Raw genomic sequence first — 13,451 nt, 5'->3', positions numbered from 1 at the left:
GTGATTCGCGGGTAAAGGCGAGGGAACAGAGGCAGACGAAGATGAGTGGGCGCATCGACTATCACATTGAAAAATATAGTTTCACCGCGGTTGATGAAACGCCGCGTCTGGCGCGCCAGTGGGCCGATGTCATGGAAGAGTGCCGCCAGACTCAGGCCGGGGCGCAGGAGCGTTTACGCATTGCATTGTTGAATGTGGATTACGTTACCAGCCTGGAGTTGCCCTTTCGTTTATTGCTGGTTCGCGCGCCGCAGCTAATCGACAGCCTGCGCGACGAGCTGCAAATCAGCCGCAAACCCGCCGTTATCAGCGGCAGCCGCTGGGGATGTACTTACAGTCTGAAAAGCGATTTAAGCGCTATCCCGGATGCCTTTAGCTACCGCTTTTCCAATCGTATTCGTCGCCTTGATCCCACCAACGTTACGGCTGCGCCGTACCAGCAAATTGCCAAAGAGGTTAAAGCCCCGCGCGAACGCCTGAAGCTGGCGCTGGAGACGGGTCTCCAGGTCACGGCGCTTGATGCGTTATTCTGGTTTGGCATTCAGCGGCTGGCCGCCGATGTGGCGAGACTCAGAAAGAAAGGGATGAGGATCAGCACCGCAGAAACGGATGCATTCGATAGCCTGACGGGCACAGCGCGGCGGGTACCGTACTATCAACTTGAACGGCGTTAAAGAAACTTTAGCGATAAATTAAAATACATTCAGGAATGCTTTCTGAAAATATTACGCGTCTTTATTATCGGTAATAATATTATCTGGAAAGTGTTATGCGCTAATTAGCTCATCAATTAATAACTTTGCGTATTAATGATTAATCAAAATCCTTTATTTATTCCTAATCTTTAATATTTGATGTAAAAAGTGAAACGTTTTGGTTTATTGTTTCCGTGTTATGCGCAGGGAAAATTACGCGCAAATATCACAGAGCAATAAACAGAGAGGGAACGATGAGCGATAGCTTCCAGCGGGAGATACCGAAAGCGCGTATCAACCTGAAACTCGACCTGCATACGGGCGGAGCACAGAAAAAAACAGAATTACCTTTGAAATTACTGGTTACGGGTGATTTCAGTAACGGGAAGGAAACTGCATCTTTAAGCGAACGCGTTAAGGTCAATATTAATAAGAATAACTTTAATAGTGTTCTTTCTGATTATTCCCCAAAAGTTAACCTTGTGGTCGAAAATACACTTGTGGGTAATGGTAGCGAAGAGAATATCAGCTTGACGTTCCGCGATATGAAAGATTTCACGCCAGAAGAGGTCGCCCGCCAAATTCCACAGCTCAAAGCCATGCTGGCAATGCGCAATTTGCTTCGCGATCTGAAGGCGAACTTACTCGATAATCAGACTTTCCGGAAGGAATTAGAAAAAATTCTTCTTAACCCCTCTCTCAGCGCAGAACTGCGTGATGAGCTCTCCTCCCTTGCGCCCAAACAGCCATAAATGCTGGCGAAGTTTTAACAGATAAATAAGGAATGTTGATGTCTGTACAAAATGAAAGTGTCGCCACAGGCGAAAGCGTGGTTTTACAAGGCACGCAAACGGGAGGTGTTTATGCCTCTTTATTTGAAAAAATCAATTTGAACCCGGTAACGGCGTTAAGCGCGCTTGATATCTGGCAGGATGCGCAGGCGATGTCCGATGCAACTGCCGATGAGCGCCTGACCGCAGGGATGCAGGTATTCCTGGAGTGTTTGACAAAGTCCGGTTCGAAAGTCGAAAAACTTGACCGCAATTTGATTGACCACCATATCGCGGAGCTGGATTACCAGATTAGCCGTCAACTGGATGCGGTGATGCATCATGAGGCGTTTCAGGCAGTAGAAAGTCTGTGGTGTGGGCTGAAATCACTGGTGGATAAAACCGATTTTCGCCAGAACGTCAAAATCGAACTGCTCGATCTCTCCAAAGACCATCTGCGCCAGGATTTTGAAGACAGCCCCGAAATTATCCAGAGCGGTTTATACAAACATACTTATATCGATGAATATGACACGCCGGGTGGTGAGCCCATCGCCGCGCTGATTTCCGCTTACGAGTTTGATGCTTCGGCGCAGGATGTTGCTTTGCTGCGCAACATTTCGAAAGTGTCTGCCGCAGCCCATATGCCGTTTATCGGCTCTGCGGGTCCGAAGTTTTTCCTCAAGGATGCGATGGAGGACGTGGCGGCGATTAAAGATATTGGCAACTACTTTGACCGCGCGGAATATATCAAGTGGAAATCCTTTCGCGAGACGGACGACGCCCGCTATATCGGTCTGGTGATGCCACGCGTACTTGGGCGCCTGCCATATGGCCCGGACACCGTGCCGGTACGAAGCTTCAACTATGTGGAAGAAGTGAAAGGGCCGGATCACGATAAATACCTGTGGACCAACGCCTCGTTTGCTTTTGCCGCCAATATGGTACGCAGCTTTATCAATAACGGTTGGTGCGTACAAATTCGCGGTCCGCAGGCGGGCGGTGCGGTTCAGGATCTGCCTATTCACCTTTATGATCTCGGCACGGGCAACCAGGTAAAAATCCCCTCTGAAGTGATGATCCCGGAAACGCGTGAATTTGAGTTCGCAAATCTCGGCTTTATTCCGCTGTCGTATTACAAAAACCGCGATTACGCCTGTTTCTTCTCCGCAAACTCCACGCAGAAACCGGCGCTGTACGATACCGCTGACGCAACCGCCAATAGCCGTATCAATGCGCGCCTGCCGTATATCTTCCTGCTCTCGCGTATTGCGCATTACCTGAAGCTTATTCAGCGCGAAAACATCGGCACCACTAAAGATCGCCGATTACTCGAACTTGAGTTGAACACCTGGGTGCGTAGCCTGGTCACCGAAATGACCGATCCGGGCGACGAGTTACAGGCTTCCCACCCGCTGCGTGATGCCAAAGTCGTGGTGGAAGATATTGACGACAACCCGGGATTCTTCCGCGTCAAACTCTATGCCATCCCTCATTTCCAGGTCGAAGGCATGGACGTCAACCTGTCACTGGTTTCCCAGATGCCGAAAGCGAAATCATAAGGTAAGCCAGGAAGCTGATGAAAACGGAACAACCGTTATGGGGCAGGGGCATTATGGTTTCGCCCCAGCACTTCCAGCAACAGGCCGCGTATACGGCCTGGGCTGCGGAATGTATCGCCCAACTCGGCCTCGCTCACCCCTGGGGGGTGATTGATGCCACTTTTGAACTGGAAGCACTAAAGCTGGGTCGGCTGCAGAGCCGCCACCTGCATGTCCGCTTTCAGGACGGTACGCTGATTGATACAGACAATGCTGACGCTCTGCCACCTGCGCTGTCGCTTGAGGGCGAACCACATGAGGTGGTGGTGGTGCTGGCACTCCCGTTGTTGCGGGCCAATGGCGGCAATTGCCTGAAACCTGATGGTGTGGCAGAGCGCCCGGTGCGCTATCGCCAGCGTTGGCGAGATGTCCGCAATACCTTCGGGGACGACACGCGTCAGATTGCGGTGATGCAACCAGAACTGACGCTGCGTTTTGACCATCAGAACAATAGCGATTACCTAACCTGCCCGGTTGCGCGTCTTCGGCTGGATTCACAGGGCGTCTGGGTACTGGACGAAACCTTTCTCCCTCCACTCCTGACCATTCAGGGCAGCCGCTGGCTGGTGAAACAACTGGAACAGTTGATAACCCAGTTGCGTGCTCGTCTGAGCCGTCTGATGGCCATGCGTCGTGAAAGTAATGAACGGATGGCTGATTTCGCGGTGGCCGACGTATCTCTATTCTGGTTACTCAATGCACTGAACAGTGCCGAGCCCGTGCTGGGACAGTTTCAGAGCAACCCGCAAAGCCCACCTGAGCGTCTGTATCCGGAGCTTGCCCGCCTAGCCGGAAGCCTGTTGACGTTCTCCCTGGAGCATCAGGCGAGTGCTATTCCTGTCTGGCAGCACGAGCAATTGAATGCTGTTTTCCCGCCGCTGTTTGACTTACTAAGTGATCTGCTGGAAGCCAGTCTGCCCTCGCGGGTGGTCTCTCTTAAGCTTGAGTATGACGCGCGTCTGCGCGTCTGGCAGGCTCGTCTGCATGATCCACGTCTGCGCGAAGGTGCTGATTACTACCTCTCTGTGCGTTCACCGATGCCGGTGGCGCAATTGCAGGAGCAGTTCCCGCGCCAGTGCAAAGTGGGCAGCCCGGATCATGTCCGGGGTATCGTTAATTCATCCCGGATAGGGGTTCCTCTGACACCTTTGCGTCATGTTCCTGCTGCCATTCCGTTGCGCCTGGAAAATCAATATTTCAGCCTTGATATCTCTCATCCTCTGGCTGTGGAAATGCTCCAGAGTGGCTGCTGCATGTTTTACGTCCCGGGAATGCTTGGCGAACCTGAACTTGAACTCTTTGCGGTACTGAGAACATGAATGAGCGTAAACGCGGTAGCGCCGCGTCCATTGATATTGACGCCTTATTTCAGGACACCTGGCTGCAAGTCATTAGCCTGCGTCACGGCCCGCAGTTTCAGGAAGGCGAAGGCCGGATGCTGTGGGAGCGCTGTATCGCTGATGTGGAGCGCGTACAGCGTCAGCTTAAAGCGAGCGAACTCGATGAGGCCAACTGTCTGCATATTCTCACCGCGCAATGTGCGCTGCTTGATGAGGCAGTCAAAAGCCGCGGTGTGGACGATGACGCTTGCGTGCAGTGGTATGACATTCCTCTGCAGGGGTATTTTCTCGGCACCATGGACGCTGGCGACACGCTGTGTGACCGGATGCGCGATGTGCTGCGTGAACAGACACCCAACAGTGCCGTCGTAACCTGCTTCCAGCGGGTAATGATGCTGGGATTCCTCGGCAGTTTTCGCTCACTAAACGATCCGGAGCGTCAGAAGCTCGTCAGCGCACTCAGCAAACTTGTCACGCCCTTCAGCAATCCACAAACCCATCCTGTATTGGCGGAAAGTTTTGCTGGCTGGAGGAGGGGCGGCTGGCTGGCTTCGTGGCCTGTGTACATTTGCCTGAGTGTGATTGTGGTCGTGGCCATGTGGTGGGGGCTGAACCACTGGCTCGATCAACTGCTGATCTCCCTGTTGCCGGGGGGCGATAAATGAGTCCTGCTCAACGGTGCGGGCTCGTACTGTGGGCCGCCCTGCTAAGCGCCGTGGTCTGCCTGGTTTTTTTACCGATGTCCAGGATGGTTGCTGTACTCGCTCTGCTGGCGATTCTGGGGGGTATCGCGGCGTTCTGGTGCGTCGCCAGTCGTCGTGCTGAATATGACGTCACCTCGTATCTGGATAACCTGCCGGACGTTACATACCGCCAGCCTGTGGTACTGGTTTGTGGCGATCTACCGCTGGCCTGGCCACAGCAGTCACAGGTACTAACCGTAACGCAGGGCTGCTGGATCCGCGTGGAGGATGATCAGGAACTGGGACAGATGGCCCGCCAGGTACTATTGCTGCGCCCGACCTGGGGGCGTCAACTGTCGGTGATGGTCTGTGTCTGCCCGCAGAAACACGCTGACAGCGAAGCGCTGACCAGTCGTCTGCTTGCCTTACGCTTGCAAATCAGCCAATTGCGTAAGGAGACCGGGCATTCCGTGCCGCTGGTGCTGAATGGTCAGATTGGTAGCGCGATGATGAGTGACACGCTGTGGCAGATGGCGATTGCGGGGGAAGAGGTGAGAGTCTGGCACGAGTCCTCCGGGCCCCGTTCGATTGCCGCATGGGTCAGCACCTGCGGCGCGCCTGCAATGCAGCAGCAGGTGCTGGTGAACAGCCTGATGAGCTGGTTTCATCAGCACGTTACTGCAGTATTTATGGATGAGAACCCTGATGTCTCGCCCATTTCGCCCACTGCTGTTTTATGGGGCATGGGGCCCATTCTTACCGGGAACCTGGCCTCTTCAGCCTGGACCGTGTGGTTATCTCGTCACACCGCCATGCAGCAAGTGACTGGCTGGCAGCCGGTGGATGCTGACAGTACGGTGGCATCGCCATTGCCGGATTTCGTTCTGCCGCTGTTGCCGGAAGGGAAGGGATTAACCCCGCGGGATAAGGCCTTGCGGTGCGCGCTGAACCTTTTCACTCTTGCGGCTATTGCCGCCCTGCTCAGCAGCGGCTGGAATAATTGCCAGTTGCTCCACCGTGTGAGCTTCGATATAGCCCATTACAACCAACTCTCCATGGTTGATTACGGCCCGAAAGCGGATGCCGTTGCGGTCCTGCGTGACGACGCGGCCCAACTGGATGGCTGGGCGCGTAATGGCGTACCAGCCCGAATGAGCCTTGGTTTGTATCAGGGAGAGCGACTGCGCATTACGGTGCTGGAAGCAATTCGTTCGTATGTCCCGCCGCCATCACCCCCTGAATCTCAACCGAAAGCAGAACCGGTACCGAAAATTATCCGCCTCGACAGCATGTCGCTATTCGACTCGGGTCAGTCTGACCTCAAGCCTGGCTCTACCAAACTGCTGGTCAACTCCCTGGTCGGAATCAAGGCCAAACCGGGCTGGCTGATTGTCGTGGCAGGGCATACCGATAACACCGGCGATTCTGGGCTTAACCAAACGCTCTCGATGAAACGTGCCGAAGCAGTACGTGACTGGATGCGTGACACCGGTGACGTACCGGAAAGCTGTTTTGCGGTGCAGGGTTATGGCGCAAGTCGCCCGATCGCAACCAACGACACCCCGGAAGGCCGCGCGCTCAACCGCCGTGTCGAAATCAGTCTGGTACCGCAGGTCGATGCCTGCCAGTTACCGGGCAAACCCTCAGCGTCATCACAGGATGATGGCGCATCACAACACAATGGAGAGTAATTCCATGGCAATTCCTGTTTATCTTTGGCTGAAAGACGACGGCGGTGCGGACATCAAAGGGTCTGTGGACGTTCAGGATCGCGAAGGCAGCATCGAAGTCGTTGCACAGCAGCACAACCTGTACATCCCGACTGACAACAACACCGGCAAGCTGACCGGTACCCGTATCCACACCCCATTTCTGTTCACTAAGGAAATCGATTCTTCCAGCCCGTACCTGTACAAGGCGGTGACGACCGGCCAGACCCTGAAGTCTGCGGAATTCAAGTGGTACAAAATCAACGACGCGGGCCAGGAAGTGGAGTACTTCAACACCAAACTGGAAAACGTGAAAGTGGTGAAAGTGAATCCGGTAATGCACGACATCAAAGACCCTTCTTACGAGAAGCACAACCACCTCGAGCAGATCGAACTGCGCTACGAAAAAATCACCTGGACCTACAAAGACGGCAACATCATTCATTCCGATTCCTGGAACGAACGCGCCACCGCGTAAGTCGCAAGCGGACAGTTCCCCCCTGTCCGCTTTTTCTTTTTTGCTGAATGTCTGCCGCCTCGGGCTTTCATCAAAGAATCACACAATTTGCCTGCCTGACCTGATGCGCTTTGGGTTCCTTGTCAAAAGGGAAAGCGATGGGCGGTAGCGTACCCGGCACAACCTAAGAGAGAAAAAATGGAAAACTCAGCCGCCCTGTTACGTCGCCTTAATCCTTACTGCGCCCGTGCGCTGGAAGGGGCTGCCTCCCTGTGTCAGACCCGTGCCCATGCGGAAATTTTGCCGGAACACTGGTTGCTGAAACTGCTGGAGCAGGGCGAAGGTGATCTCACAGTACTGGCGCGTCGCTACGAGTGGGATATGGACAGCATGTGGCAGGCGCTGTTGGGCTGGCTGGACAGGCTTCCGCGCTCGATACGCAGCCGGCCGCAACTGGCGAACTCTCTCAACGCGTTGCTGAAACAGGCATGGTTGATAGCGTCGTTGCAGGGCGAAGAAAAAATCCGCAGCTTGCACCTGCTGATTGCGTTGGTTGAAAGCCCGACGCTGATTCATTGCGATAGCCTGTGGCCGATGCTAACGCTGGGTCAGAGCCAACTGCATCGCCTTCGCCCGCTGCTGGATGCGCAGTCTGACGAGCGCCCGGAAGTACAGCAGGAAGCAGCGCTGGCCCAGCGCCATGGCGGCGATGTGGAGTTTGTCGGGCGTCCTGTCGGCGCAGAGGCAAAAGAGGGTGAACTGAGCGCGACGTTGCAGAACGCGCTGGATAAATTCACCCTCGACGTCACCGCCAAAGCGAAAGCGGGCAAAATCGACCCGGTGTTTGGTCGCGATACTGAAATCCGCCAGATGGTGGACATTCTCTCCCGTCGCCGTAAAAACAACCCGATTCTGGTCGGTGAGCCGGGTGTCGGAAAAACCGCACTGGTCGAAGGCCTTGCGCTGCGCATTGCCGAAGGCAACGTGCCTGAATCGCTCAGACCTGTTGTTCTGCGTACCCTCGATCTTGGATTGTTGCAGGCGGGCGCAGGCGTGAAGGGTGAATTTGAACAGCGCCTGAAAAATGTTATCGACGCCGTGCAGCAGTCGACGGTGCCGATTCTGCTGTTTATCGACGAAGCACACACCATCATTGGCGCAGGCAACCAGGCGGGTGGCGCGGATGCGGCAAATCTGTTGAAACCGGCACTGGCGCGTGGCGAATTGCGTACCATCGCCGCCACTACCTGGTCTGAATACAAACAATACTTCGAGCGCGATGCCGCGCTGGAACGCCGTTTCCAGATGGTGAAAGTGGACGAACCGGACGACGATACCGCCTGTCTGATGTTGCGCGGCCTGAAATCCCGCTACGCCGAACACCATAACGTGCATATCACTGACGATGCCGTGCGTGCCGCCGTCACGCTGTCGCGTCGCTATTTGACGGGCCGTCAACTGCCGGACAAAGCCGTTGATCTGCTCGATACCGCTAGCGCCCGCGTACGCATGAGCCTCGACACTGTGCCGGAACAACTGACTCACCTCCGCTCGCAAATTACAGCGCTGGAAATGGAGAAGCAGGCGCTGCTGGAAGACATTGCCATCGGGAATCAGAACCTCGGTGAGCGCCTGACGGCGATTGAGCAGGAAGACGTACATCTGACTGCTGAACTCGACGAACTGGAAGCCCGGTACGGTAAGGCGCTGAAACTCACCGAACAACTGCTGGCGAGCCGCAAGGACATCGCCCGCCAGTGTGAAACTCACATGCTGCAACAGGAACTGAACTGCATGCAGTACAGCAACCCGCTGCTCTCGGTTGATGTGGATGTGCGCACCGTCGCTAACGTGATTGCCGACTGGACAGGTGTGCCGCTCTCTTCGCTGATGAAAGACGAGCAGACCGAACTGCTGAACCTGGAAGATGAAATCGGCAAAAGAGTGGTCGGGCAGGATGTCGCGCTTACCGCCATCGCGCAACGCCTGCGCGCGGCGAAAACAGGTCTCACTTCCGAAAACGGTCCGCAGGGCGTGTTCCTGCTGGTTGGTCCGAGCGGCGTGGGGAAAACTGAAACGGCGCTGGCGCTCGCCGATGTACTTTACGGCGGCGAAAAATCGCTGATTACCATTAACCTGTCCGAATATCAGGAGCCACACACGGTCTCCCAACTGAAAGGCTCGCCTCCGGGCTACGTCGGTTACGGTCAGGGCGGCATTCTGACCGAAGCGGTGCGTAAGCGCCCATATAGCGTGGTGCTGCTGGATGAAGTGGAGAAAGCTCACCGAGACGTGATGAACCTGTTCTATCAGGTTTTCGACCGCGGGTTTATGCGCGACGGCGAAGGTCGCGAAATCGACTTTCGCAACACCGTCATTCTGATGACCTCGAACCTCGGCAGCGACAACCTGATGCAACGGCTTGATGAACAGCCGGAGGCCAGCGAAGGCGATCTGCATGAGTTGTTGCGCCCGACCCTACGCGACCATTTCCAGCCTGCGCTGCTCGCTCGCTTCCAGACGGTGATTTACCGTCCTCTGGCGCCAGCCGCGATGCGCACCATTGTCGAAATGAAACTCATCCAGGTGAGCAAACGCCTGCACCGCCATTACGGCCTGACCACACATATCGACGAGAGCCTTTATGACGCTCTGACCTCCGCCTGCTTGTTGCCGGATACCGGCGCACGAAACGTCGACAGCTTACTCAACCAACAAATTCTGCCGGTGCTGAGTCAACAGTTACTTATTCATATAGCCGCGAAGCAGAAGCCGCAGTCGTTACGCCTTAGCTGGAGTGAAGAAGAGGGGGTTGGACTGGAATTTGACCGACCACAAGGAGTGAACGTATGAGTGCTAACTTCCCGTTAAGATTCAGTCATAACCACCACCTGTTGGTGGTGAAAGGATGTGAATCTGAGCTCGACGTACTGGCTTTTGAGGGCGACGAAGCCTTGAGCAAACCGTTCAGTTACCGCATTGAGTTCACCTGCACTGACCACGCCATCAGCAAAGAGACAATGCTGATGAAAGCCAGTTCTTTGACGCTGCAGGCGCCGGTTGACCAGGGCTATGGTATTAAAATGCAGCAGCCGGTGCGGGTGATTCAGGGGGTGATCAGTGGCTTTGAACGCCTCAGCTCCTCTAAAGATGAAACCCACTATGCCGTGACACTCCGGCCGCGCCTGGCGCTGCTTGATCGCTCACACCAGAATGCCATCTATCAGGACATGTCCGTTCCGCAAATCGTCGAGAGAATTCTGCGAGAGCGCCACAACATGCGTGGGCAGGATTTTCTGTTCTCACTGAGCCAGGAGTACCCACGTCGTGAGCAGGTGATGCAGTACGGTGAGGATGATCTGCATTTTATCAGCCGCCTGCTGGGCGAGGTTGGCATCTGGTTTCGTTTCACCACCGACACCCGCCTAAATATTGATGTGGTGGAGTTTTACGACAGCCAGCAGGGGTATGAAAAAGGCCTGTCTCTGCCATCGGTTCCGCCGTCAGGGCAGCATTCGAAAGGCGTGGACTCGATCTGGGGGATGGAGAGTCATCACAACGTAGTGCAAAAGCAGGTCAGTACCCATGACTACAACTACCGTCAGGCTACGCAGGAGATGAACACACAAGTCGATGCGACCCGCGGGGATTCCACTACCTACGGCGATGCTTACCATTATGCCGATAACTATCTGACGCCCGGCGATAATTATGACCGCAACCCGGCACCGGAGTCCGGCACCTTCTATGCCCATCTGCGCCATGAGCGCTACCTGAATGGCCAGACACAGACCCATGCTATCACCAGTTGTCCGACGCTTTCTCCGGGGCAGGTGCTGAAAGTCACCGGGGGCTATGAAGTGGCAGAGGTATTCAGCCTGGGCGTGGTCGTGACGGCAATGCACAGCCATGCCCGTCGTGATAAAGATTTTTGTATCCACTTCAGCGGCATCCCGGCTAACACCGATTTTGGCTTCCGCCCTGAGCCCGGTGATCGTCCGTTAATGGCCGGCACGTTGCCGGCACGCATTACCAGTACCACTGAAAATGATACTTACAGCCATATCGATAAAGATGGTCGCTACCGTGTCAACATGCTGTTTGACCGTGACAACTGGGAAACTGGGTTCGAGAGCTTATGGGTACGTCAGGCCCGTCCGTATGCCGGGGATAACTATGGTCTACACCTGCCCCTACTGGCTGGCACCGAAGTCGCAATTGGTTTTGAGGGCGGTAACCCGGACAGACCGTACATTGCAGGTGCGCTGCACGACTCCGCACATCCGGACCACGTCACTATCCGCAATTACAAACGCAATGTCCTGCGCACACCGGCAAATAACAAAATTCGCCTTGATGATGAGCGCGGGAAAGAGCACATCAAGGTCAGCACGGAGTTCGGCGGTAAGAGTCAACTGAATCTCGGTCACCTTGTTGATAGCGAGAAACAGAAACGCGGAGAGGGTTTTGAACTCAGAACCGACAGCTGGGGAGCCATCCGCGCACAGAAAGGGATGTTTATCAGCGCTGATGGCCAGACAAAAGCACAGGGCCAGCAACTGGAGATGCAGTCGGCGGTCAGCAATCTGGGCGATGCCCGGGAGCAAATGACATCCATCTCCGATGACGCGCAGAAGGCGACAGCGAATCCGGCCGATCTCCAGGCGCAAATCAAACTGCTGGAACAGCAACTGACGGATCTCAAAAAATCGGTGCTGCTGCTCAGTGCGCCGGATGGTATTGCTTTGACCAGTGGACAGCACTTGCAGGTGTCGGCCAGCCAGAACCTGATTGCCACGGCTGGTAAAAATGCAGACATCAGCGTGGTGAAAAATCTGTTCATCGGCGTTGGCAGTGCCCTGAACGTGTTCGTCCGTAAGCTGGGGATGAAGCTCATCGCGAACCAGGGGCCGGTGAGGATCCAGGCACAGAATGATTTGATGGAGCTGATCGCTCGTGGAGAAATCAGCGTCGTCAGCACCGAAGATCGTATTGAAATCCTTGCCAGAAAACAGGTCACGATTAACGGCGGGGGAAGCTATATCACCCTTGATGCCAATGGCATTGAATCTGCCACCCAGGGTGAGTACCGGACTAAAGCCGGACACTACGGACGAAAAGAAAAGGCCAGCAAGCCAGAGGAATTCCCGAATGTGGCGCCTGAAACCACAGAACCTTCCAGTAAATTCAGCTTTTCCTGACAAGGAGTCAGTTTATGATTATCAGTCCACCGCTTCTGAAAGCGAAAAAAGCCCATGAAACTGATGCTGCCTGGATTGAAAGAGTCATGGCCGTGGTTGAACATCGTGATTTCCCGGTGAACGGCTATGGATCGTGGCATGGCGGGATCCACATCCGTCAGACTGACGAAGGAAGACCTGCTGAAAGCGTGCGGGCGATCGCGGATGGTACCGTCGTTTCACTGCGCAACAGCTCCGACAGACGCGACCTGGCACCGCTGAACATCAACGCCGGTAAATCCGATGCCAAAGGCAGCGATGATGGTTATGTACTGATAAAGCATGAAACCGAGATCGGCAGCGGTGATGAAGCAAAAGTGGTTTTCTACTCCCTTTACATGCACCTGAAGTCGCTCGCTGAAACCGTTAAAACCGGTGAGAAAGTTTACCGTAAGGATCCTGTAGGCCTTCCGGGTATGGTGGATGGAGTAAATGCTTTCCATTTCCAGATTTTCTGTGATGACAACAACATCAGCAAGCTGACGGGCAGAAAAACAGGAGAGCTGGATATTTCGAAAAATGGCCGCACCGATGCGGTTTACGGCGATATCCATTTTTATCTGCCACCGCAGACGAAGTTTTATGACAAGGTGCTTGCAGATGACAGTGCTTCCATCTCCGGGCTTTCTGAACTCTATACCAGCAATGCGCCTCTGTATGTCAGTATGACTCTGGCAGAGGGGAGCTGCACAATGGTTACGCGTCAGAAAAATATGCAGATTTGAATCGCCACGGATAATCTAGACACTTCCGAGCCGTTGATAATACTGGTTTTCATATTCTGTCGGTGACATCTGTTCGCTAGAACCATGCCGACGCTTACTGTTATAAAACATCTCGATGTAATCAAAAATATCACTGCGGGCTTCTTCCCGCGTTCCGTAGATCTTTTTCTTTATCCGTTCACGTTTCAACAACTGGAAAAAACTTTCTGCAACCGCATTATCATGGCAGTT

The 13,451-nt window shown here is 54.4% G+C and carries 10 protein-coding genes and 1 pseudogene; 10 read left to right on the top strand and 1 reads right to left on the bottom strand.

The window, feature by feature from the left end; all coding sequences use genetic code 11:
- Positions 1–41: 41 nt before the first annotated feature.
- The 10 genes and pseudogenes from JKP81_RS14000 to JKP81_RS13955 all read left to right on the top strand — a co-directional run.
- On the top strand, positions 42–674 hold the full coding sequence (locus JKP81_RS14000; protein ID WP_200552223.1) for a helix-turn-helix domain-containing protein: 633 nt from the start codon (positions 42–44) through the stop codon (positions 672–674).
- Between the two features lie 275 nt (positions 675–949).
- Entirely contained in the window at positions 950–1,447 is a 498-nt protein-coding gene (gene tssB / locus JKP81_RS13995) for a type VI secretion system contractile sheath small subunit (protein WP_200552222.1), read from the top strand.
- Positions 1,448–1,479: 32 nt separating this feature from the next.
- Entirely contained in the window at positions 1,480–3,027 is a 1,548-nt protein-coding gene (gene tssC / locus JKP81_RS13990) for a type VI secretion system contractile sheath large subunit (RefSeq protein ID WP_200552221.1), read from the top strand.
- Between the two features lie 14 nt (positions 3,028–3,041).
- The gene (gene tssK / locus JKP81_RS13985; RefSeq protein WP_200552389.1) at positions 3,042–4,385 is read left to right on the top strand and encodes a type VI secretion system baseplate subunit TssK; all 1,344 of its coding nucleotides are present in this window, start codon (positions 3,042–3,044) and stop codon (positions 4,383–4,385) included.
- Positions 4,382–5,071 (top strand): type VI secretion system protein TssL, short form, encoded by a 690-nt coding sequence (tssL, locus tag JKP81_RS13980; RefSeq protein WP_200552220.1) that lies wholly within the window; start codon positions 4,382–4,384, stop codon positions 5,069–5,071. Before tssK ends, tssL begins: the two co-directional genes overlap by 4 nt.
- Positions 5,068–6,780 (top strand): OmpA family protein, encoded by a 1,713-nt coding sequence (locus JKP81_RS13975; protein ID WP_200552219.1) that lies wholly within the window; start codon positions 5,068–5,070, stop codon positions 6,778–6,780. Before tssL ends, JKP81_RS13975 begins: the two co-directional genes overlap by 4 nt.
- Positions 6,781–6,784: 4 nt before the next feature.
- Complete coding sequence (gene hcp / locus JKP81_RS13970) at positions 6,785–7,276, top strand: type VI secretion system effector Hcp (protein ID WP_017457535.1); 492 nt, start codon at positions 6,785–6,787, stop codon at positions 7,274–7,276.
- Between the two features lie 177 nt (positions 7,277–7,453).
- Entirely contained in the window at positions 7,454–10,108 is a 2,655-nt protein-coding gene (gene tssH, locus JKP81_RS13965) for a type VI secretion system ATPase TssH (protein ID WP_200552218.1), read from the top strand.
- A complete protein-coding gene (locus tag JKP81_RS13960) occupies positions 10,105–12,456 on the top strand; it encodes a type VI secretion system Vgr family protein (RefSeq protein ID WP_200552217.1) in 2,352 nt (783 codons plus the stop codon). The genes tssH and JKP81_RS13960 overlap by 4 nt, the downstream gene beginning before the upstream one ends.
- 14 nt (positions 12,457–12,470) lie before the next feature.
- Positions 12,471–13,214, top strand: a pseudogene (locus JKP81_RS13955) (M23 family metallopeptidase); the annotation flags it as partial.
- 21 nt (positions 13,215–13,235) lie between these two features.
- Here the strand turns inward: JKP81_RS13955 and JKP81_RS13950 are convergent.
- On the bottom strand, positions 13,236–13,451 hold a 216-nt coding region (locus tag JKP81_RS13950; protein ID WP_162721445.1), incomplete at its 5' end, for an IS3 family transposase.

This window comes from Kosakonia sp. LAM2021, assembly GCF_016620385.1.
Lineage (GTDB): Bacteria > Pseudomonadota > Gammaproteobacteria > Enterobacterales > Enterobacteriaceae > Kosakonia > Kosakonia sacchari.
The sequence above is the reverse complement of the archived record's forward strand: the minus strand, read 5'-3'. Positions and strand labels throughout refer to the sequence as shown.